Source organism: Pseudoalteromonas sp. MER144-MNA-CIBAN-0113, assembly GCF_040308965.1.
GTDB classification, from domain to species: Bacteria; Pseudomonadota; Gammaproteobacteria; order Enterobacterales; family Alteromonadaceae; genus Pseudoalteromonas; species Pseudoalteromonas tetraodonis.
In genome coordinates this window covers 78,383-100,418 of record NZ_JBEOOG010000003.1, presented here as the reverse complement: position 1 = coordinate 100,418, position 22,036 = coordinate 78,383, and the positions used below count along the sequence as shown (strand labels likewise).

The following is a 22,036-nucleotide window of genomic DNA, read 5'->3' as shown; positions in this document are numbered from 1 at the left end:
CTTACATGTTGATGGTTATCAAGCTTATGAAAAGACACAGGCCAGTCTTGTGGGGTGCTGGGCGCACGCACGTCGGAAATTCATTGAAGCGAAAAAGCTGCAAGGGAAAAATAAGACAGGCAAAGCCGATGTGGTGCTCAGCTTAATACAAAAGCTGTATGGGATAGAGTCACGGTTGAAAGATAAATCAGCGGATGAGAGTTACCAGACTCGACAAGCACAGAGTAAACCGATACTCGATAAACTCAGACAGTGGCTTGAAAAACATCAGCCAAACCTTGTTGGTAATAGTAAACTCATTGATGCCGCCAATTACATGGCAAACCAGTGGCCGAAACTCATTGAGTACATTAATGATGGGCGACTGAGTATCGACAACAACCGTGCAGAAAGAGCCATCAAACCGTTTGTGATAGGCCGGAAGAACTGGCTGTTTAGCCAAACAGCAACAGGTGCTAACGCAAGCGCGATACTTTACAGCATCATCGAAACAGCCAAAGCCAACGGCTTAGCGCCATACGATTACATCACCGCGTGTTTAGATGAGCTGTGCCAATCAACACCTGATATCGATAGTCTATTACCGTGGAATTTTAAAGGCTAGGCGGTGATCACCGGACGGATACGCCGAACTCAGTGGTTGCCGTTCTCGTACATCCTTTGCTCCACGGCATTCGTATTCCTAAACAGCTCGAAGGCGAGCCCCGCACAAGGCCGCCCCGACACAATGATAGTGTCGCATTTGCTATGTGACTTTCTACTGCTGTGGGCACCATGACATTACCAGGATCCAAATAAGAGAAACCCGTTACAGCGATGTGACGGGTTTTTTGCTGTCTGGGATTTAATAAATAGCCAAGAGCCCATGCCGAACTCAGTGGTGGTCTTTCTCTTACATCCTGTGCTCCACGGCATTCGTATTCCTATACATCAAACAAAACAGCTTGGATCTAAACAAAAAAGTGGGATGTTCTATTGTATTGTCGCTATAAATTAGCGCACTGGCTCCAAATAACAGAACCACGTTACAGCAAAATGCTGGTTTTTTATTGTTTTAAATTTGAAGATGAATTACGCAATATCTTAAAAAAAGAGACTGCCCGCTAATCTCATCATGTATATGCTTCCTATCAGATTACTAATAACTTATAGACTTAACATTCTCATGCAGTTATAGATCCTACGTGTTAAAATTTGATTTTAACTTTGCATATTATTGAGGTGTCTATTGCCAACCAGTGATTATCAACGAGTGCTAAATGAGATAACTCAAGAGGTTAAACCTTTATTGAGCCAAGGTAAGGTTGCTGATTATATCCCTGCTCTTGCTGAAGTTGATCTTGAGCAGTTTTCTATTGCCATTTACACCACTGAGGGGGAGATATTTTGCGCGGGTAATTGTGAACAGCGTTTTACTATTCAATCTGTTTCTAAAGTAATGACTCTGACATTAGCGCTGCAACGTTATGGCGATGAACTATGGAGTAGAGTGGGTAAAGAGCCCTCAGGAACAGCATTTAATTCACTGACCCAGCTTGAGTTTGAAAAAGGCATACCCCGTAACCCATTTATTAATGCGGGTGCCATAGTTACCTGTGATGCTTTATATAGTCGTTTATCAGCACCCATGCACTCTATGCTGGAAACATTTCGCGATTTATCTGCTAATCGAAGTATCGTAATAGATAAACAAGTGGCTAATTCAGAGTATGAGTTTAGGCATCGAAATGCGGCAATGGCACACTTAATGAAATCATTCGGTAACTTTGAAAATGAAGTGGATGATGTGCTGTGGTCATACTTTAATTTTTGTGCCATAGAACTTAATTGTATTGAACTTGCTAAGGCTTACAACTTTTTAGCTAATAAAGGGATAGACTACAGCTCTTCTAAACGAGTGCTTTCTAGCCGTCAAAATAAGCAACTAAACTCGTTGTTATTTACCAGTGGTTTATATGATGCGGCGGGTGATTTTGGTTATCGAGTGGGGATGCCTGGAAAATCAGGGGTTTCTGGGACTATATTGGCGGTATTACCGAATAGGTTTACTGTGGCAGTGTATTCCCCAGGATTAAACTCTTTTGGTAACTCGGTGGCAGGAATAGCAGCATTAGAGCTGCTATCTAAAAAGCTTGATATATCGATATTTTAAATACGCTGAGTGCATTGGGATTTTATTGATCCCAATACACTTGCTCTAAACAATCTTCGCGCTCTGGTAAGCCACGTGATAAGCGTGGAGAATGCTGAACCAGCACTTCGTAACTTGCACGGTTGGCGTATTTACTAATTTGAGCGAGCGAAGAGTAGGTAATCGCTTGTTGCTGATGTTTTGCTGAATTAGCAACGTTCAACTTATGATAAACATTCGCTGATAAGTCATGCAATACAGCGGCTAAAGCACAATCACCAGCGCCGTTGGTATTTTTAATCGAGTCAGGCCCGCCCATAAACGGAGCAGTATGACTATATGCCTTTATTGGGTTTTCACAGTCAACTTTACGCATTGCACGTGAAAACTCATAACGATTAAAGTCAGGGATAGCACCAGGCAAAAGTGGATACTCTGTTTCGCGTTTGAAACTGTCATCAACAAAACCGGCCATAAATAAGCCTTTTTCACCGGCAGTACAAATTACTAAATCAACCCAGTCTAATGCTTTGTCGGCAGCTAGTAATGGATCTTCAAATCCAGTAATTGCTTGGCCTTCTTCTTCGTTCATAGCAAGGATATCAACATGCTTTTCTACAAAGTTAGCCCACCATGTCGGATCCTGCTCGATAAGAAACTTAGTACCGAGTGTTAATACAACCGGTACATCTGCATCGTTAGCATACTTGATTGCTTGCATGGTCGCTTCGGTCATGGTTTCATCGCCTTGAGTACGCATTAAATAAGCGCTAATCACTAATGCCGATGAGCCTTCGATTAGCTCTTTATCAATTGACTCAGGCTTTAGATAATTCATCAGGCCAGCACTAATGGCAAAGGTGCGTTCACCCGTTTCATCAATCAATGTGAAACAGCGGCCTATAGGACCATCTACAGGCTGTAAGTAGTCTAAGTCGACGCGACTTGAGTTATTACATAAAAAGCGATAAGCATAACTGCCTATTTTTATGTTTTCACTCATTACACCTAATAGCACCGAACGGTCATCAGCAAGTACGGAATAGTTGTGCATCGTGTTGCCAACGGTTCCGCCTGCGAATTCGTAATCGACCATGTCGTTTAGTTTTAAGCGATCGTATAAAGCATTGGTGATGTCATTATCTATAACTTGCGACATCCCTCGGCGCAATTGAAATTCATCGAGAAAAGCTTGGTCAACCTTAGCTTCTATATCAACAACGATTTGATCGATCCCCGTAATATAGCTGCGGTGTAATCGCTCAGTGGCGTTAAGTTGATTGGTCAGTGGATCTTTGGCTTCCACTGGAAAATAATGTTTATGCCTGCGGCGTCCAGGAAATTTCATTTGCTACCCGTGTTGTGAGCTAAATAAAAAAAGCGTGAGATTATAGCGTAAATCCTGCCTTATGAGCCATGACAAACCACTTAAATTTGTTTTATTTTTGCAATAAAGTGATCAATGACGCATTTTATTGCGCTAAGTTGGTATAATTACGGCATAAAAAATAGTTAAGTAATAATAATGACAGAGCCATTTGACGACCAATATTGGATGGAACAAGCGCTTGTGTATGCAAAACAAGCGGAGCAGCTAGATGAGATCCCGGTAGGGGCTATAATTGTTAAAGATAATCAGCTTATTAGCGCAGGCTATAATCGTTCAATTACTGATAACGACCCGTCGGCTCATGCTGAGATGATAGCGGTACGTGAAGCAGGAAAAGTACTTAATAATTACCGCTTAATTGACTGTACTCTTTACGTCACGCTAGAGCCATGCTCTATGTGCGCAGGTTTATTAGTACATAGCCGAATTAAACGCTTAGTATTTGGTGCAGCCGATGCTAAAACGGGTTCTGCTGGTTCAATTATGAACCTTTTACAAGAACCTCGTTTAAACCATCAGGTAGAAATAACGGGTGGGGTATTAGAAACACAATGTGCAGAGACTATTTCTAGTTTTTTTAAGCGTCGCCGAGCACAAATAAAGGCGGCAAAGCAAGCCGCTCGTAATAGTAACAGCGATTAGTCAGCTGCTGCTATTAAGGCGTCTAATTCAGCCATTTGCTGCATAGCAAACATGCGGCGGCGCCAAATTATTTTTTTATGTAAATTTCTTAACATCACTCGACGACGAGTGGCGGTTGAGTGCTTTATACAACGTTTAAGTTGATGTGTACGTCTACGTTTAAGCATGACTTATCCTTATGTGCTTGGTAATGACACAAAATTTTATACAATTAAGCCAGATTATTGAATAATTGATTACAAGTAAACAACTATTTGATTTTCTGATGTTCAGTTAAATACTAAGCAGCGTATTTATTTTTTTTCCTCAGCGAAATTACTCGTACGTTGCTCTGAATCATCAGGTTTAACGATTTTCTCTTCTGTTTCATTTGTTGAGGTAATCGGCGCCATTGCATTATTTTCATCAAGCCAAACAAGCGCATCGTAATAGCGACGTATATTATCAACATAGGTCACTGCTACATCACCGCGAGCATAGCCATAACGGGTATTACGATAGTGACGTTTTTTTACTAACAATGGTAAGCGCTTTTTAACGTCAGCCCATTTATCAGGGCTAGCTCCCTGTTGCTCGGTAATAATACGGGCATCGTTAACGTGTCCCCAACCTACATTATAGGCGGCAAGTGCAAGCCAAGTACGATCCGGTTGAGGGATTCGATCCGGGACGCGTTTAATTAATTTTGCTAAGTATTGGGCACCACCGCGTATATTTTGCTCTGGTTCTAAGCGGTTTGTTACACCGACTTGTTTTGCTGTACGTCTTGTTAGCATCATAATACCACGCACACCGGTTGGTGACTTAGCTCGCGGGTTCCACATCGACTCTTGATAACTTAATGCTGCCAGTAAGCGCCAATCTAGGCTACCTGCATATTGCATAAACCAAGGTTGATATTTAGGCAGTGTTTCTTTAATTGCGTCTATATAGGCCAAGGTATTAACGTAATTAAATTGGCGGACATGACCGAAGTATTTTTCTTCGAGCACATAAAGTTGATTATTTTGTTTTGCTTCACCAAAAAAGGGAACTAATAATGCGTATAGGGAATCATCATTCGACTTTCTTAGTATCCATGCAATTGAATCATTTCGGGTAACTGAAAAGCCAATACTTAAATTAGGGTGATAGCGACGAAATAGCGCTAAAGTATGTGAATCCGCTAAGGTGTAATCTATTTCGCCGTCAATAACTGCTTGCAGTAATTCTTCTTCATCAAACTCTTCGGTTTCATTCCAGCTTAAGTTTGAGTTGGTTTGTTGAATTTCTTCTAATGTTAATGAATGGCTACTTTTAGCGATAACGGTGAAGTTTCCGGTTAAATCATCAAAATCACGAGGGCGTTCACGGCCTTGTTTAAAGACTAATTTTTGGCTAATTGTTCTGTATGTAGGGCCATAGCGATAGCGCTCAGCACGTACTTTATTGTAGGTAAGCCCTGAGGCAATTAAATCGAGGTCACCACTGTCCAAGCGCGCAAACATTTCGGATAAATTAAAAAAGGGTACAATTTCAAGCTCTACCCCTAAGTAGTCTGCAAACGCTTGAGAGAGCTCAAATTCAAATCCTTGCTCCCCTTGAACGGCTTGATAGTAATTACTTGCACTGGCAAGTGTACCAATACGAATTTTGTTTTCAGATTTGATTTGGGCAAGCTGTGTTGATTGCTCTTGTGTATTACATGCACACAAAAGTATGACTAACGTAATGATTGTTATTAGCTTTATCTTCAACATATTCGCCTCTTTAGCATCGTATCTCCTGTTATAACAAAACTTACTGATTACGTCACTTATCGTTTAATCGCAGTGAGTAAAAAATAGGTGTAAACAAAAAGAAAAAGTTAATTTAATGAAAAGCGCATTTTTGAGTTAAATCTGAGAGTAATTTGGACTATAATACGCGCCTAAAATATCGTTCAATCCCTAACCCCGGGTGAAATTACTTATGTTGATCCTTCGTGGTGCACCAGCACTTTCAGAGTTCAGAGTTAATAAAATTTTAGCGCGTTGCCAACAATCGCAACTTCCTGTCACCAATGTATATGCCGAATACGCTCACTTTGCCGATTTAACATCGCCATTAAACGCTGATGAGCACACCAAACTTGAAAAGTTATTAACCTACGGCCCAACAATTGCTGAGCATGCGCCAGCAGGTCAGTTGGTATTAGTAACGCCTCGTCCTGGTACAATTTCGCCATGGGCTTCAAAAGCGACTGATATCGCTCATAACTGTGGGCTTAAACAAGTTCATCGCGTAGAGCGCGGTATTGCTTACTATGTTGAAGGTGATTTAAGTGCAGAACAGTTAGCACAAGTTGCAGCACTTCTTCATGACCGCATGACTGAAGCTACTCACAGTAAATTAGAAGATGCCGCGCAGTTATTTCGCAGCGATGCTCCTCGTCCAATGTCATCAGTTGATATTTTAGGTGGCGGCCGTGAAGCATTAGCCACAGCAAATATAGAGCAAGGGTTTGCGCTTGCTGATGATGAAATTGATTATTTAGTTGAAAACTTTATTAAGTTAGGGCGTAACCCTAACGATATTGAACTGTTTATGTTTGCTCAAGCGAACTCAGAGCATTGTCGTCATAAAATATTTAATGCTGATTGGACTATTGATGGCATTGAACAACCAAAGTCGTTGTTCAAAATGATTAAAAACACCTTTGAGCATAATCCTGAAAATGTATTATCTGCTTATAAAGATAATGCAGCCGTAATGAAAGGCTCAAAGGCGGGTCGTTTCTTCCCGAATGCACAAGGTGAATATGCGTATCACCAAGAAGACATTGAAATATTAATGAAGGTTGAAACCCATAACCACCCAACGGCTATTGCTCCTTTCTCTGGTGCGGCAACAGGGTCGGGTGGTGAGATTCGCGATGAGGGCGCAACTGGTCGTGGTTCAAAACCAAAAGCGGGTTTAGTGGGCTTTACTGTATCTAATTTACGTATTCCTGGTTTTGAACAGCCTTGGGAAAGTGATTTTGGTAAGCCTGGCCGTATTGTTAATGCTCTAGATATTATGACTGAAGGCCCATTAGGTGGTGCTGCGTTTAATAACGAGTTTGGCCGTCCTAATTTATTAGGTTATTTCCGTACTTACGAAGAAAAAGTGACCAGTCACAATGGTGAAGAGGTGCGTGGTTACCACAAGCCAATTATGCTTGCCGGTGGTTTAGGTAATATCCGTGCTGATCATGTTCAAAAAGGCGATATTCCAGTTGGTGCAAAACTCATTGCACTAGGCGGCCCTGCAATGAACATTGGCTTAGGCGGTGGCGCTGCATCAAGTATGGCATCGGGTCAATCAAATGAAGATTTAGATTTTGCCTCTGTACAGCGTGAAAACCCAGAAATGGAACGTCGTTGCCAAGAAGTGATCGACAAATGTTGGCAGCTAGGTGATGCAAATCCAATTGCGTTTATTCATGATGTGGGTGCAGGTGGTTTATCTAACGCATTCCCTGAACTTGTTAGTGACGGTGGACGTGGCGGTAAATTTCAGCTTCGCAATATCCCAAATGATGAACCGGGCATGGCACCACACGAAATTTGGTGTAATGAATCGCAAGAGCGCTATGTACTCGCTGTCGCTGTTGAAGATTTTGATCGTTTTGAAGCTATTTGTAAGCGTGAAAGAGCGCAATATGCTGTTATTGGTGAAGCAACTGCAGAGCCTCATTTAACGGTTGCGGATAGTCACTTTGAAAATAACCCTGTTGATTTACCGCTCGATGTTTTATTAGGGAAAGCACCTAAAATGCATCGTGATGTAACATCACAACAAGTGTTAGGTAAAGCACTCGACGTTGAAAATATCAGTGCTGCTGATGCTGCAGAACGTTTATTACGTTTACCAACCATTGCTGAAAAAACCTTCCTCATTACTATTGGCGATCGCTCGGTAACAGGTTTAGTATCACGCGATCAAATGGTAGGCCCATGGCAAGTACCAGTAGCTAACTGTGCAGTAACCGCAGCAACGTATGACACTTACCATGGTGAAGCAATGTCACTGGGTGAACGTACGCCTGCAGCACTACTTAACTATGGCGCTTCAGCGCGTTTAGCAGTGGCAGAATCGTTAACGAATATTGCCTGTGCAAACATTGGCTCTCTTGAAAATATTAAGTTATCCGCAAACTGGATGGCCGCAGCGGGACACCCAGGAGAAGATGCCGGTTTATACGAAGCGGTAAAAGCGGTGGGTGAAGAGTTATGTCCGGCACTTGGGTTAACAATTCCTGTAGGTAAAGATTCTATGTCGATGAAAACGACATGGAAGAACGAAGATGATGCTACAGAGCAATCAGTGACATCACCGTTATCGCTTATTATTACTGCGTTTGGTCGTGTTGAAGACGTACGTAAAACAGTGACCCCACAGTTACGAACAGATAAAGGCGATACATCGCTTATTTTAGTTGACTTAGGCGCGGGCAAAAACCGACTGGGCGCATCAAGCCTTGCTCAGGTTTATAAGCAATTAGGTGATACAACACCTGATGTAGATAGCCCAGAGCTACTAAAAGGTTTTTACAACGCAATGCAAGCGCTAGTCGCTGATAGCAAGTTGCTTGCGTACCATGACCGTTCAGACGGTGGTTTATTTACCACTATCGCTGAAATGGCGTTTACCGGTCACACCGGTGTTACCGTTGATTTAGCGACTTTGATCGGCTCTGATATTGAAGCGCTTTATAACGAAGAGCTAGGTGCTGTAATTCAAGTAGCGAATAGCGATTTAGAGGCTGTAAATGCGGTATTTGAGCAGCATGGAGTTGCCGCAATTAGTCATGTGATTGGCTCGCTAAATAACGACGATAACATCGTGTTTAATCGTGGTGAGCAAACAGTACTTAATCATACTCGTACTGAACTTCGTACAATTTGGGCCGAAACAACGTATCAAATGCAAGCGCGTCGTGATAACCCAGAGTGTGCTAAGCAAGAGTTTGACGCTAAGTTTGACGCAAAAGATCCTGGCTTAAATGTAAAACTTAACTTTGATTTAAATGAAGATGTTGCAGCTCCATATATTGCAACCGGTGCTAAACCGCAAATGGCTATTTTACGTGAGCAAGGTGTAAACTCTCATTTAGAAATGGCAGCTGCATTTAACCGTGCGGGCTTTGCAGCGGTTGATGTGCACATGAGCGACATTTTAGAAGGGCGCTTAACACTTGAGCAATTTAAAGGCTTAGTGGCGTGTGGCGGTTTCTCTTACGGTGATGTGCTTGGTGCGGGTGAAGGTTGGGCTAAGTCAATACTGTTTAATGACATGGCACGCGATCAATTCCAAAGTTTCTTCCACCGTGAAGATACCTTTAGCTTAGGGGTATGTAACGGTTGTCAGATGCTATCAACATTAAAAGAGTTGATCCCAGGTACTGAGCATTGGCCACGCTTTGTAACGAACAAGTCAGAGCGTTTTGAAGCACGCTTTAGCTTAGTTGAAATACAAGAGAATCCATCGGTATTCTTTAATGGTATGGCGGGCTCGCGGATGCCAATTGCGGTATCTCATGGTGAAGGCCATGCAGAGTTTGCAAACGACGCAGCAACAAAAGCAGCGCTTGCAAGTGGTACTGTAGCGGTTAAATTTGTTGATAACTACGGCAACCCTACAACGCAATACCCAGCGAACCCGAACGGCTCGCCAGAAGGTATCACAGGTATTACATCAACAGATGGCCGTGCAACTGTAATGATGCCACATCCAGAGCGTGTATTTCGTACTGTTGCTAACTCTTGGCACCCAGATGAGTGGAAAGAGGATAGCCCATGGATGCGTATGTTCCGTAATGCGCGTAAAAATGTAGGTTAATATACACACTAGATTCATGATCTGGATGTAAAATAAAAAAGGCTGCCTTGTGCAGCCTTTTTTGATTATAGTGATTAAAAAACATGTAAGGATAATATGTTTAAGCGCATTGGTTTAATTGTTGGCACTCTTTTACTGAGTCTATTATTACTCGGGTATGTATTTCGCTTGCCTTTACTACAATGGGCCATTGCCCCTGAACTTAAAAAAGCAGGTGTCACATTAAGCTGCCTCGATTTTTCAATTACCTCAAAGTTAAATATACATGCCGATACTGTGTGTTTAAATTACCAAAACCAACAATTACAACTTTCTGATATTACAGCGAGTACAAAGCATGTCAGTGTTCAAAGTGCAATATTAACGCTCAATCCATTACCTAAAAGTGATAACGCTAATCAACCGGCTAAACAGCTTGAGATAGCGCTACCTTCAAATCGCCCACTCATTAATATTAAACAGCTTGTAGTAAACAGTAATCAGCTCAATAAACCATTAAAATTTAGTGTATTAGAACCTGCGCTAAATCAATTTAATGTAACGGGCGATATAAATGCGAGTGCGATTTTAACCACCAATAAAATAAGTGGTCAGCTAGCAGTTGATGACATTTTGTTAAAACAGGTAATAAACACTAAAAACACCTTACTCGATGCTGTTAACTTTAATACTCAACAAGTGTTTAGTTTTGACGGGATTGAGCTTAAGTTGAACGGGGGGATTAGCGCTCAATTTGCTCATACGTTTGATCAATGCCAATTTAATTTATTAACCACTGGCCAGATGGCTACTCGCTTTAATTTAAATAACCAAGCGTTAATCCTAGATACCGGTTCACTTAATAACAAAATTAATTTAAGCCCTCGCTGTACTGAGTTAATTCCACCAAGTAAGTACGCAGATTTTGTAAGCAAACAAGTTGCTTTAAATTGGCAGGTTAAGCTTTCTCAAGCTCTTCGCATAGAACAAGGGGAGCTGAGTATTCCAGTAATCAATTTGATGAGTGAAGGTAATAAACACTTTGATATTTTAATAACAGATACCGCCCTCACTATTAACGCTTTGCTTGATAATATTCAGGCAAAGGTGTCTGCTCAAATAAACACGCCAGATATAAACAGCATTAATATAAGCGCTCAGTTAAATGGTACTAAAGTTAAAGGTGATTACAACGTTGAGCTTGAAAGGCTACCCGCATTTATCCCTGTTACTGCTAATGCGCTTAATTTCAGTGGTTACTTTGAATTAAGTGAATTTATTGACTCAAAACCCATCGGGTACGCACAGAGTAAATTTTCCGTTGCTAGCTTTGAAGCTTTTGATGTAAAAGCAGTGCACTATCAAGGTAGTTTAACCGCGAAAATGGATAAACAATTAAATGCAGAAATTACATTAACTAATCAGTTAAAAAATGCGGCATATAAAGAATTTAAACTTACCAATATAAATAATAGTCTCACGGCAAAAGCAAACCTAGGTGTAGGTGAGTTATTTGCTCATTTAACTGCGAAAACGCAAATTAAGGCTCTTAATAGCGCTGATATAAGACTGCATAATATAAAAATAGACTCGAGTGGATTACAAAGCCGTGCACTTAAAGCGTCGCACCATGCGTTTATAGATGATATTGAGTTGGTGGTAAATCATCATATATCGTCACAGGCACATCCGTTTGAGGTGATTGTGCCAGCGCAAAGTGTGTTGCCATTAAACACCTTTATTAATCAGTTTTATCCACTTGCTAAGCTGACAAAAGGTACTTTTAACGGCAATATTAGTGGCGATGTCAATTTACAAAGGGCATCCATTGATATAGATACTCGCCAATTAAGTGGACTTTATAATGACTACCTTGCAAGTGATTTTAGTAGTGTATTTAGCGGGGAATTTAATTCAGGTAGGCTTAATGTAAAACCCACTACCTTTCATTTAAATGAGTTTAGAGCGGGCGCAGTTATTAAAGGCCTCAAAGGGCAATGGCTCGTCAATAACAATAATGTGCTTGTTAGTAATGTTGAAGGTAATGTGCTTGGCGGTACATTTTTATTAGATAACTATACGCTTGGACAAGAAACCCAAGTTAGCACTGTAACGTTTAATAATATTGATGCAAGTAAGCTGATCACCCTTGATGATAAGTCGGGTATTACTTTAACAGGGCGTTTGGCAGGTACACTGCCGGTGAGCGTTAATAAAAATGGTGTGCACATTAGCCAAGGCAGTCTGTTTAGTCAAGGCGAGGGCAATTTAAAAATTAGCAATAATGCTGCATTTGATTCTGTGATGCAGCAACAGCAAGAGTTGCAATCTGTACTGGCGTTATTGACTGATTTAGATATTCAAAAACTCAATAGCAGCGTTGTACTTAAAAATGATGGTTGGTTAAAGCTTGGAGTTAATTTACAAGGTTATAATCAGCAAGCGCAGCAGCAAGTTAACTTTAATTACAACCATGAAGAAAACATATTTACGCTTCTACGGGCACTGCGTTTAAGTGATGAAATTACACAAAAAGTTGAGCAACAATTTTCACAAAAAGGAAATGGGCAATGAGACAGTCGTTATCGATAAAAGTGCTGCTCGCGTTAGCAGCAATATCAGCGCTAAGTGCGTGTACGCATCGTGTTGAGGTGTCGGCTAAAGAGCCAATCACTATTAATTTAAATGTTAAGGTTGATCATGAAATTCGTGTCAAAGTAGATAAAGAGCTCGATAATTTATTTAGCGATGACAGTGAGTTATTTTAAGGAGCTAGAATATGAATATTAAAAATAAATTAAATATAGTAACCCTAATCAGTGCCGTTTGTATGTCATTTTCAGTTTGGGCTATGAGTTTAGATGAAGCTAAAAGCCAAGGCTTAGTTGGTGAAAACAGCTCAGGCTACCTTGGATTAGTTGTACAAAATACAGAAGCAAAAGCGGTTGTTGATGACGTTAACGAAAAACGTAAGGCACAGTACTTAAAATTAGCTAAAAAGAATAACTTGTCACTTGCACAAGTTGAGGCATTGGCAGCAGCAAAAACAATCGAAAAAACGCAAAGCGGCCATTATATTGAAGTAAATGGTAGCTGGGTCAAAAAATAAAGTTAATGGGTCAACTAAAGGTATTAAAAGCCGAGCTTATACGCTCGGTTTTTTACAGTTCTCTAATAATTGTTGCCAAAAATCAATGCCTTTTCGGCGTGCTAAGTTTATATTATGCTCAGGAATAGACTCAGGTTCGTCATAATTTTCAAGTGCTTCACTCATACTTGCTTCACGAATTAGGTGCAAGGTAGGAAACGGTGCTCTATTTGTGTAGTTGGCCGGATCGGTTTCATTGCTATCGGCAAATACATAATCAGGATGAAAGTTAGCAATTTGATATTTACCTTCAAAGCCTTGTGCAACCAATAGCGCATTTGCTAAATCGACTAAATCTAAAAAGTCTTCAAAGTCACTAAAACCGTTATCGAACATGATTAGCGTGGTTTCTCGTTCGCTCTCGCGGTCAAGCTCGATACATTGCTCAAGCATATCCATTACAGCATCATCGATAGTCTTAGCGTTACTTACAATGTAATTAATACAGTTGTTTTCGACTTCTTTACGGGCAAACGGGCAAAAGTTATATTTTACAATAACGGATGAAACCCATTCTCGGGTTTGGCTAATAGCTATGTTAGTCACTGTTTTGGCTCTAAGTATTGATTAATAATAGTGAGTGTTTTTTTTATGGCGCCTTGGTTTTTAGCAACACATTGCGCCGCTTTTGTGCCGAGCGTTTGGCATGCCTTTTTATTTTGGCTAAAGGTAATGAGTTGTTGTGCCAGTTCATCTGCATTTTCTACCACGCATGCCCCTTTAAACTTTGTTAACTCAGGATAGACATGATCAAAGTTATAGGTATGAGGGCCTGTTATTACACCGACCGAAAATGCGGCTGACTCAAGCGGGTTATGACCACCACGACGAATCAAACTACCGCCAATATAACTAACACTAGCCGCGCCGTATAAACACTGTAATTCACCTAGCGTATCGGCAAGTAAAACGTGTTCGTTTTGGTAATTATTTTGGCTACGACAACTAAAGCTTAAAGTACTTTGTGTGAGTAGTTCAGCCACTTTATCAAATTGCTCGGGGTGTCGCGGGGCAATAATCAATAAAGCATCAGGCTGCTTTTTTAACAACTGCTGGTGGGCATCGAGTATTAATTCATGCTCTATAGGGTGAGTAGAACCTGCCACCCATATAAAACGTTCTTGGCTATTATAGTACTGTTTGAGCACGCTCACCTTTGTAAGTTGCTCTTGATTGGGGCTTATATCAAACTTGATTGAACCTGTAACATGGCTTTTTGAAGGCTCAAGCCCAAGTGTAATAAAACGCTCTGCATCTGTTTTATTATGACTGGCTAACGCAGTAATAGATTGCATAATACGGTGAGTTAACTGCGCAACCTTTTGATAACCCTGCTGCGACTTTTCAGAAAGTCTCGCATTAACAACCAATACCGGGATTTTTTTGTTATGCGCATTAGCCATAATATTTGGCCACAATTCAGTTTCTAAAATACATAGTAACTGCGGTTTTACGCGTTTTAAAAATCGAGCAGTGGCAAAAGGAAAATCGATAGGTAAATAACTAATAGCGACGGTATCTTTAAATTGTGCTGTTATTTGTGCGCGGCCAGTCGGGGTATTACAAGTGATCAAAATATTGAGCTGCGGGTGCTCATTTTGCAACGCTTTAATTAATGGCGTAGCTGCTAATACCTCACCTACAGAAGCACAATGAATAACAACAGGTTTAGTTTTATTAGAAAATAAACAGCGACGTACAAATCCAAAACGTTCTTTAAAATGCGCGCGATAACCCGAATTTTTTTTACCACGTAATACATATAAATAAAATATGATCAAAGGGCTAATAATGATTAGTGCAAGTGAATAAAAAGTGCGTGCCATACTGAGCTTTGTTTAAGGTAATTGTAGCTAGTTTATCGTGAAACGGCTTATTTCTAAACATACAAAGTATAAAAGTTGGTTTGAGTTCATTTACTAGGGTATAAACTAAATCAATGTCATTCAAATCACGCTATTGCATCAGTTTCATGATTTTAGGAAATGCTTATGGTTACTTTTATAACAAAAACGATTTCCATGCAGTAAGCCTTTGATTTTAGTTTCTGTGAAACATCTAATTTAGTTATATAGAGGTGATTTGGCTATAAAATTATGGAATAATGAAATTAATTTTTCCTGCCATTTCAGTTCCAAGAGGAATATCTCATGTCAATTATAGATTCAGTGGCAACCAGCTACCTAGAAAGTTTAAACCGTCATCAAGTATTGTTTGAAACAATGGAGGCGTATCATCAAGAGGTAATGCAGTTGCTAGAAGCATGTCATAGTGCTTTACAAGCTGGTGGTAAGGTTGTTTGGTTTGGTAATGGCGGCAGTGCTGCCGATGCTCAGCATTTAGCTGCAGAGTTTGTGGTGCGTTATAAATTAGAGCGAGGCCCATTAGCGTCTATTGCTTTGACCACAGACACGTCTATTTTAACAGCGCACAGCAACGATTATCATTTTGATACTGTGTTTGAGCGCCAAGTACAGGCGCTATGTAAGCCTGAGGATATTGTGATTGGTTTAACTACATCAGGTACCAGTAAAAATATTAATTTAGCATTAGAAGCTGCTAACAAAATAGGGGCATTCACGGTTGCACTTACTGGCCGTGACGGCGGGCAAGTAAAAGATATTGCAAAGTTACCTATTATTATCAAAAACGACGAGACCGCGCGTATTCAAGAAGCACACATGTTTATTGGCCATTGGTTATGTGAAGCCATGGATATGGTTGTTGTGGAGCAGCAGTAATGGATTTATCTTTACTAAAGAACTTATCAGCAGCACGTATTTTAGTGGTGGGCGACGTGATGCTCGATCGTTATTGGTATGGTGATTCAGGGCGTATCTCACCAGAAGCGCCAGTACCCGTTGTTAAAGTCAGTAAATTTGAAGACAAGGCTGGCGGTGCGGCTAACGTGGCTAAAAATATAGCCCGTTTAGATGGTAAAGTGGGGTTGTTAGGCCTTATTGGCGAGGATGAAAGTGGGCAAATTTTAGAAAATATTTTAGAAGGTGAAAAAATAAATTCACAGCTAGTGAGTGTATGCGATTTACCGACTATTTCTAAAATGCGTGTAATTAGCCGTCATCAGCAAGTGGTACGTTTAGATTTAGAAGAAACTTTTAACGAATCACATAGCCAGCTTTTATTAAATCGATTAGAGCTTGTGCTAAATGATTACGACTTTATAGTGTTTTCTGATTACAACAAAGGCTCGCTATCGCTGATCAAAGAGATGATAAGTGTGGCCAAAAAAGCAGGTAAAACGGTACTTGTTGATCCTAAATCATCAGATTTACAGTTATATCGCGGTGCTGATTATATAACCCCTAATTTAAATGAATTTAAATTAGCAGGCGGGCAAGTGGGCTCAGAAGAGACACTTGCAAGTAGTGCACGAAACCTCATTAGTGATGCGGGTATAACGGCGATGTTACTTACCCGTTCAGAGCAAGGTATGTCGCTTATAAATGCCACTGAAAAATATGATTTTGCAGCTCAAGAGCTTGAGGTCAGTGACGTAACTGGCGCTGGGGATACTGTTATTGCAACCCTTGCCGTTATGTTAGGTGCGGGCATGATGCCTAAAGATGCGGTAGAAATTGCTAATTTAGCTGCAGGTATTGCGGTGAGTAAATTGGGCGCGGCTACGGTTTCTCCAGAAGAGTTAAGTCGAAAACTGGGGCAATACTTACAAGCAACTGGCGAGCATTATCAAACCCCGTTTGATGACGTATTGCAGCATATTGAATTTGCTAAGCAAAATGGTGAAACGATTGTATTTACTAATGGTTGCTTTGATATTTTGCATGCAGGGCATGTGCGGTATTTAGCGCAAGCTAAAGCCCGTGGGGACAGATTAGTGGTTGGTTTAAACAATGATGAATCTATTGCTCGTTTGAAAGGCCCAGAACGCCCAATAAACCCATTAGATGAGCGCGCCATGGTCCTCAGTGCACTTGCCTCCGTTGATTGGGTTATCCCGTTTGGAAGTGCTGATGAAAATGACACGCCGGCAAAACTTATCGAGCAAATAAGCCCTGATATTCTTGTCAAAGGCGGCGACTATACGGTAGAACAAATAGCCGGTGCGGAGCATGTGCTGCGCCATGGCGGAAAAGTCGAAGTGCTTGAGTTTTTAGATGGCTGTTCAACATCAAAAGTGATTAGCAAAATAAAAAGCTAGTTAGTGAAATCAAAAAAAGGGGATAAACTGCAGTTTATCCCCTTTTTTAATGTTATTAATGAAACTAAAAGTTGTATTCGAACTTAGCAAATGCAGACGTATCGTTTTCTGCTCCATCGTTATTAGAGGCAAGTCCGCCAAGGGTTAAGCGCCCTCCCATTGCAAGCATTCTATAACGTACTTCAAGCTGCTTAGAACTAAATGCGGTTTTTGTGATTGAGTTACCTAAATCTGGATTATTAGGGTAACGATCGCGGTTGTCGCTATTGAAGTCAATATCACGCAGTTTTACTTGCCAATCAGTTCCGTTAGAAAGTTGCCCAAGTACAGTAAGTACTAGTGACTGCGTATCATTATCATAAGTAGAGCCGATAGGACGGCCATGATAGCGATAGCCTGATTGATAATCTGTGTGCTCATAATAGCAGTTTTCGGTCGTTGACCCCGCAGAGCAAGAGACACCTGTATCAATATATTCTAAGTTGACTAGTAAATTCTGCTCGTAAACGCGATGTGTTGTTTGTAAGCCAAATAAATACGCTCTATCTGCTGGTTTAAATTGTGAGCTCGCATCTTCACCAATGGTACTTGCATAAATAGCATAAGGTTGATTGAACAACGTATCAGACCAGCGAATATCAATACCGGCTAATTGATTACCAATTTTTGACTGTAACTGGCTATCACAATTACTGGTGCCATCAACGCATTCTGTATCACCGGCAATCATATCGATAAAGTCACTAGCCGAGCTTGGTTGTCCTTTCCCTGCCCATTGTGCTGTCCAGCTTAATGCTATTTCTAATTGTTGAACGGGGCGAAAGTTAACACGAGTGCTCCATAATAACGCATCTGGTACAACTCGTGTTGACTCTAGCTTTGCCATTTGTGCAGTAAAGCTCCACTGACCAATCCAACTCAGCCAAGGTGTTTCAAATGCACTGCTTTGTTCTCTGCTGATACTTATTGCAGGAAGTGGTTTGGCGTTACCAGACATAATTAGACTGTTATCAACGCCTGGTCCCCAAAACTGTTCAACCGCACCGGCTCTAAATATCCAATTACCCAAACGATACGCTAAATAGCTATCATCAAGTGAGGTATCATTGCAGTCAGTCAGTGCTTGCTCATTGTTAACTATATTGTCTGTTGTTTTACCGTTGATTAAACACTTTTTACCATCACTGCGGTGATTAAGCGCAATTTTGGCTGCAAAGTTATGTCCTAGGTAAGCATAGGCTGCTGTTAATTCTGACTCTTGGGTATTCGTTGCACCAAAGCTGGTGGTCGCTAATGGATCTGAGCTAGCAAATGCAGAAAGTTGAACACTATGTGAACCACTGTTTTCTGACTTATAACGATGTTTTACACGCAATAACGCATCTTGTAAGCGAGGTGATAATTGCTCTAGTCCGGCATTATCGATATCAGCAATAAAGCTTTTCCACATTAACGGGTAAGTCGTTACCGGGGCTAAAATAACACCTGCATCGGCGAGTTGCTGGATATCCGCTCTTAACCCAAAATCATCAGGTTTAACCCAGGGTTCAGCATAAACAGGGGTACTCATTGCACAAAAAAGCGAAGAAAGTATAAAAATTTTGTTTCGCAAAGCTCAGATCCTTGTGATTGAAATTGCCGGTAAGTTTAGCAATCTAAGCATCTTATTGCAGTAATTAAATCTAAATTGGTATGTTAAATCATATAGAAAAATGCTTACCATCTATCGCTAAAAAGTTGCCATTGGTATACTGCAGGTCAAATAAGCCAGTGAGATTGTAATGAGCAAAAAACGACTTTTATTTATTCCTGTGTCATCACCAGAAGGTATTGGTGAATATATGCGCTCATTACAGCTGGCTCAAACTTTAAAGGCTGAGTATGGCAAGCAGTTAGATATTCATTTTATCTTAAATAAGCATACGGCTTATGCTAAAAGCTGCCCGTTTTCTAGCTTACTCTTAAACCAATCGGCAACAAAAGAAAATACGCACGTATGTCAGTTTATTGATCAATACAAACCAGATGCGGTGCTTTTTGATTGCGCAGGACGCGCTGAGCAAATGAAAGCGGCAAAAAAAGTGGGTGCTAAAGTTGTTTTTATTTCGCAGCATGCAAAAAAGCGGGCAAAAGGTTTAAAGCTTAATAGGACTGGTCTTATTGATACTCATTGGGTGGTACAACCGGATTACTGTATTGAACCTCTTTCGTGGTATGAAAAGCTAAAATTGAGCATGTTGCCTTTGGCCTATCCTGCTAATGTTGGGCCATTTACAGTATTTGCATCAGCGCAACAAAAATGCGATGCACTAAACCGTTATCACTTGAAAGAAAAAGAATTCTTTATTGTTAACGCGGGCTCTGGTGGTCATACAGTTAATGGCGTAAGTTGCGCAGATATATATTTTCAAGCAGGGCTTGTTATTGCTAAACAAACAGGCTTGAAAGGCGTGGTGGTATTTGGCCCTAATTACACTAAGTCGCTACCTAAAACCAATGAGTTAATTTGTTTGCCAAGCCAAGAGGGAACTGAATTTTTAGCCTTACTCAGTCAGGCTAAAATTGCATTACTGAGCGCGGGTGATACTTTACTACAAGCTATTGCTTTGCAAACCCCAACCATTGCTTGTGCTATTTCAAAAGATCAGAGTGATCGAGTCGCACGTTGTGCAGCCACTGGCGTTGTTAAACAAGCTGAGCTTGATATTTTAGACATCACTCAAAAAGTGCAAGAGCTACTTACTGAGCCAAATTATAACAATACACTCAGCCAATATATGTTGTTAGAAAATGTACATAGCTTTGATGTTATAACGAATGGTGTAAAAGTACTGTTGCAGGGGAATAAGCTATGAATATTGTCATTGTAATTGACTCTCTTGTTGGTGGTGGCGCTGAAAAGGTAATGCTTACATTAGCGCAAGAGATGGTATTAAAAGACCACAATGTGACTATCTTGTCATTGGCGCAAAATATTGAATATGACATTCCAACCACTTTGAACGTTGAAAGTTTATTTTCAGGTCGAGCAACAAAAGTAGATCGATTTTGGCAGATAAAAAAGAATATCAGAGTGTTAGAGGCATGGTTTGAGCAAAAGTTACGGCAACTTGGGTCTATTGATATAGTACTTTCTAATTTAGATCGTAGTAATAACTTATTAGCGCAGAGTAAAATAAAAAATACCCATTTTGTTGTTCATAACTCAGTTAATGCAGAGCTCGCTAGGCAAAAAAAACTAGGCCCGCTTTCATACTTATATCTTAAAAAGAGTAAACAAAATCTTAATGGTAAATCACTGATCTGCGTGTCCAAAGGGGTTGAAGAAGAAATACAACAAGGCAGCTTAATAACCCCAAGTGCTATTACCACTATTTATAATCCATTCAATTTTAAAACAATCAATGATAAAGCTAATGAGGTGAATACAAATATACCCGATTCTCCATATCTTATTCATGTGGGACGTTTAGCTAAACAAAAACGCCATGATATTTTATTTTCTGCATTTGCCAAGTTAGATAAAAAATACAAATTAGTGCTGTTATGTAACAAAAAAGAAAAGGCATTAAAGTTAGCCAAAGAATATGGTATTGAAAATCAGCTTATTGTTCCGGGATTTGTACAAAACCCATATAACTGGATAAAGCAGGCAAAAGCTTTATTGTTAAGTTCAGACTTTGAAGGGTTTGGTAATGTGCTAGTCGAGGCTTTAGCAGTAGGTACGCCTGCTGTCAGTACTGAGTGCCCTCATGGTCCAAGTGAAATACTTACGGGTGAACTAAGTAAATACCTAGTACCTATTGGCCAAGGTGAGCTCCTAGCGCTCGCAGTTAAGCAAGTGCTCGCAGATAACCCAAATGTAACCAACGCAGCTATTTTAGAAAAGGTGTGTGCCGATAGAGTAACAGAGCAATACTTAGCGTTAGCAAACTAGTTTTTATTAGGTTAACCCATTATGGTAGTGTTTATTTAAACTTTGCCAATCGTTTTCTTGCCAATGAAAGCTGCTATTGCGGCTTTGCTCTTTTAAAAATGAGCGCTGTAGTCGAGACATGTTGCTTTGTTGCCATTTTTTATCGGGTGTTTTTATTTCGCCGCGGTCAAAATCGATAATAAAAACGTTGCCACTGTCATCAAATAAAATATTATTAATATTTAAATCAGCGTGATACACCCCTTCATTATGAAATAACGCAATTGTGCTGGCTATTTTTTTTATTTCAATATCATTCAATGCGCGTTCAATCAGTATATCTAATACGCTTTTAGCGCCGCTAACCGCTTCAGTAATAATATCACCTCGGTAAATAAAACCATGGCGGCTCACTTTAGCGGCAATAGGTTTTGGTACATTTAAACCTAGCTCTATTAATTGTGCCATCAAGCTAAACTCTTTATAAACACGGGTATGCTCAAGCCCCCAGTACAAATACTGATCACTGAGTAGCTTTCCTATCAGGCCGCCACGCCAATAATGGCGCAACACAGCCGTTAAATCTGCGTGTTTAAAAAACCATGCGGTTGCACGTCCCTTTTTAGCGCCAACAATTTTTTGCTGTTGCTGCCAAAAGTCGGGGCTAAACCAATCTAACTCTATCTGGCTGCTATATTGAGGATGGCTCAAAATGACATGGTTATTTTTGACGTGTTGATTAAACATAGCTCATAGGGTTCGCGTTAATATGTGCACATATTAACGTGTTTTAACGCTAAGGATAAGTA

Annotated in this window: 18 protein-coding genes; 11 read left to right on the top strand and 7 right to left on the bottom strand. The window is 40.4% G+C overall.

Translation table 11 applies throughout. The annotated features are described in order from the left end of the window. A partial coding sequence (tnpC, locus tag AAEY57_RS01785) for an IS66 family transposase (RefSeq protein ID WP_350605923.1) occupies nt 1-604 on the top strand: 604 nt, incomplete at its 5' end. Nucleotides 605-1,228: 624 nt separating this feature from the next. After that, on the top strand, nt 1,229-2,152 hold the full coding sequence (glsB, locus tag AAEY57_RS01780) for a glutaminase B (protein WP_350605921.1): 924 nt from the start codon (nt 1,229-1,231) through the stop codon (nt 2,150-2,152). Between the two features lie 22 nt (nt 2,153-2,174). Here the strand turns inward: glsB and AAEY57_RS01775 are convergent, their stop codons facing one another. Beyond that, nucleotides 2,175-3,479 carry an inosine/guanosine kinase gene (locus AAEY57_RS01775; RefSeq protein WP_013464270.1) on the bottom strand — a complete coding sequence of 435 codons (1,305 nt, stop codon included), beginning with the start codon at nt 3,477-3,479 and terminating at the stop codon, nt 2,175-2,177. A 177-nt stretch (nt 3,480-3,656) separates the two neighbouring features. Between AAEY57_RS01775 and tadA the strand changes: the two genes are divergently transcribed. Continuing rightward, on the top strand, nt 3,657-4,163 hold the full coding sequence (tadA, locus tag AAEY57_RS01770; RefSeq protein WP_013464271.1) for a tRNA adenosine(34) deaminase TadA: 507 nt from the start codon (nt 3,657-3,659) through the stop codon (nt 4,161-4,163). On the opposite strand, the gene AAEY57_RS01765 is transcribed toward tadA, so the two are convergent. Together AAEY57_RS01765 and mltF are read right to left on the bottom strand one after the other, a co-directional pair. Then, nucleotides 4,160-4,330, bottom strand: coding sequence for a hypothetical protein (locus AAEY57_RS01765; RefSeq protein ID WP_008468235.1), 171 nt, complete (start codon nt 4,328-4,330; stop codon nt 4,160-4,162). The genes tadA and AAEY57_RS01765 overlap by 4 nt on opposite strands. Nucleotides 4,331-4,456: 126 nt before the next feature. Beyond that, complete coding sequence (gene mltF, locus AAEY57_RS01760; protein WP_350605919.1) at nt 4,457-5,902, bottom strand: membrane-bound lytic murein transglycosylase MltF; 1,446 nt, start codon at nt 5,900-5,902, stop codon at nt 4,457-4,459. 211 nt (nt 5,903-6,113) lie between these two features. Between mltF and purL the strand changes: the two genes are divergently transcribed. The 4 genes from purL (at nt 6,114) to AAEY57_RS01740 (ending at nt 13,092) form a co-directional block, all read left to right on the top strand. Beyond that, a complete protein-coding gene (gene purL, locus AAEY57_RS01755) occupies nt 6,114-10,004 on the top strand; it encodes a phosphoribosylformylglycinamidine synthase (protein ID WP_350605918.1) in 3,891 nt (1,296 codons plus the stop codon). Nucleotides 10,005-10,100: 96 nt separating this feature from the next. Beyond that, nucleotides 10,101-12,557 (top strand): intermembrane phospholipid transport YdbH family protein, encoded by a 2,457-nt coding sequence (locus AAEY57_RS01750; protein ID WP_350605917.1) that lies wholly within the window; start codon nt 10,101-10,103, stop codon nt 12,555-12,557. Next, on the top strand, nt 12,554-12,751 hold the full coding sequence (locus AAEY57_RS01745; RefSeq protein ID WP_028835526.1) for a YnbE family lipoprotein: 198 nt from the start codon (nt 12,554-12,556) through the stop codon (nt 12,749-12,751). The genes AAEY57_RS01750 and AAEY57_RS01745 overlap by 4 nt, the downstream gene beginning before the upstream one ends. 11 nt (nt 12,752-12,762) lie before the next feature. Continuing rightward, the gene (locus tag AAEY57_RS01740; RefSeq protein WP_008468219.1) at nt 12,763-13,092 is read left to right on the top strand and encodes a YdbL family probable chaperone protein; all 330 of its coding nucleotides are present in this window, start codon (nt 12,763-12,765) and stop codon (nt 13,090-13,092) included. A 36-nt stretch (nt 13,093-13,128) separates the two neighbouring features. On the opposite strand, the gene AAEY57_RS01735 is transcribed toward AAEY57_RS01740, so the two are convergent. Both AAEY57_RS01735 and waaA read right to left on the bottom strand, forming a co-directional pair. Beyond that, the gene (locus AAEY57_RS01735; RefSeq protein ID WP_350605914.1) at nt 13,129-13,677 is read right to left on the bottom strand and encodes a DUF1415 domain-containing protein; all 549 of its coding nucleotides are present in this window, start codon (nt 13,675-13,677) and stop codon (nt 13,129-13,131) included. Beyond that, a complete protein-coding gene (gene waaA / locus AAEY57_RS01730; RefSeq protein WP_350605912.1) occupies nt 13,674-14,957 on the bottom strand; it encodes a lipid IV(A) 3-deoxy-D-manno-octulosonic acid transferase in 1,284 nt (427 codons plus the stop codon). Before waaA ends, AAEY57_RS01735 begins: the two co-directional genes overlap by 4 nt. Nucleotides 14,958-15,281: 324 nt before the next feature. Here waaA and AAEY57_RS01725 point away from each other — a divergent pair, with 324 nt between their 5' ends. Together AAEY57_RS01725 and hldE are read left to right on the top strand one after the other, a co-directional pair. After that, the gene (locus AAEY57_RS01725) at nt 15,282-15,872 is read left to right on the top strand and encodes a D-sedoheptulose-7-phosphate isomerase (protein WP_013464278.1); all 591 of its coding nucleotides are present in this window, start codon (nt 15,282-15,284) and stop codon (nt 15,870-15,872) included. After that, nucleotides 15,872-17,311 carry a bifunctional D-glycero-beta-D-manno-heptose-7-phosphate kinase/D-glycero-beta-D-manno-heptose 1-phosphate adenylyltransferase HldE gene (hldE, locus tag AAEY57_RS01720; protein ID WP_024601843.1) on the top strand — a complete coding sequence of 480 codons (1,440 nt, stop codon included), beginning with the start codon at nt 15,872-15,874 and terminating at the stop codon, nt 17,309-17,311. The genes AAEY57_RS01725 and hldE overlap by 1 nt, the downstream gene beginning before the upstream one ends. 64 nt (nt 17,312-17,375) lie before the next feature. On the opposite strand, the gene AAEY57_RS01715 is transcribed toward hldE, so the two are convergent. Beyond that, the gene (locus tag AAEY57_RS01715; RefSeq protein WP_024601844.1) at nt 17,376-18,923 is read right to left on the bottom strand and encodes a capsule assembly Wzi family protein; all 1,548 of its coding nucleotides are present in this window, start codon (nt 18,921-18,923) and stop codon (nt 17,376-17,378) included. A 169-nt stretch (nt 18,924-19,092) separates the two neighbouring features. Between AAEY57_RS01715 and AAEY57_RS01710 the strand changes: the two genes are divergently transcribed. Then, a complete protein-coding gene (locus AAEY57_RS01710; RefSeq protein WP_024601845.1) occupies nt 19,093-20,166 on the top strand; it encodes a hypothetical protein in 1,074 nt (357 codons plus the stop codon). Further along, nucleotides 20,163-21,248 carry a glycosyltransferase gene (locus AAEY57_RS01705; protein WP_024601846.1) on the top strand — a complete coding sequence of 362 codons (1,086 nt, stop codon included), beginning with the start codon at nt 20,163-20,165 and terminating at the stop codon, nt 21,246-21,248. The genes AAEY57_RS01710 and AAEY57_RS01705 overlap by 4 nt, the downstream gene beginning before the upstream one ends. A 6-nt stretch (nt 21,249-21,254) precedes the next feature. Here AAEY57_RS01705 and AAEY57_RS01700 read toward each other — a convergent pair whose 3' ends face one another. Beyond that, the gene (locus tag AAEY57_RS01700; protein WP_024601847.1) at nt 21,255-21,974 is read right to left on the bottom strand and encodes a 3-deoxy-D-manno-octulosonic acid kinase; all 720 of its coding nucleotides are present in this window, start codon (nt 21,972-21,974) and stop codon (nt 21,255-21,257) included. Nucleotides 21,975-22,036: the final 62 nt, after the last annotated feature.

Bases quoted from the DNA above. Each gene is read 5' to 3' on its own strand.
- hldE (WP_024601843.1), top strand. From the start codon at position 15,872: ATGGATTTATCTTTACTAAAGAACTTATCAGCAGCACGTATTTTAGTG.
- waaA (WP_350605912.1), bottom strand. From the start codon at position 14,957: ATGGCACGCACTTTTTATTCACTTGCACTAATCATTATTAGCCCTTTG.
- AAEY57_RS01700 (WP_024601847.1), bottom strand. From the start codon at position 21,974: ATGTTTAATCAACACGTCAAAAATAACCATGTCATTTTGAGCCATCCT.
- AAEY57_RS01775 (WP_013464270.1), bottom strand. From the start codon at position 3,479: ATGAAATTTCCTGGACGCCGCAGGCATAAACATTATTTTCCAGTGGAA.
- AAEY57_RS01745 (WP_028835526.1), top strand. From the start codon at position 12,554: ATGAGACAGTCGTTATCGATAAAAGTGCTGCTCGCGTTAGCAGCAATA.
- AAEY57_RS01740 (WP_008468219.1), top strand. From the start codon at position 12,763: ATGAATATTAAAAATAAATTAAATATAGTAACCCTAATCAGTGCCGTT.
- AAEY57_RS01725 (WP_013464278.1), top strand. From the start codon at position 15,282: ATGTCAATTATAGATTCAGTGGCAACCAGCTACCTAGAAAGTTTAAAC.
- tadA (WP_013464271.1), top strand. From the start codon at position 3,657: ATGACAGAGCCATTTGACGACCAATATTGGATGGAACAAGCGCTTGTG.
- purL (WP_350605918.1), top strand. From the start codon at position 6,114: ATGTTGATCCTTCGTGGTGCACCAGCACTTTCAGAGTTCAGAGTTAAT.
- mltF (WP_350605919.1), bottom strand. From the start codon at position 5,902: ATGTTGAAGATAAAGCTAATAACAATCATTACGTTAGTCATACTTTTG.
- AAEY57_RS01710 (WP_024601845.1), top strand. From the start codon at position 19,093: ATGAGCAAAAAACGACTTTTATTTATTCCTGTGTCATCACCAGAAGGT.
- AAEY57_RS01750 (WP_350605917.1), top strand. From the start codon at position 10,101: ATGTTTAAGCGCATTGGTTTAATTGTTGGCACTCTTTTACTGAGTCTA.
- AAEY57_RS01765 (WP_008468235.1), bottom strand. From the start codon at position 4,330: ATGCTTAAACGTAGACGTACACATCAACTTAAACGTTGTATAAAGCAC.
- AAEY57_RS01705 (WP_024601846.1), top strand. From the start codon at position 20,163: ATGAATATTGTCATTGTAATTGACTCTCTTGTTGGTGGTGGCGCTGAA.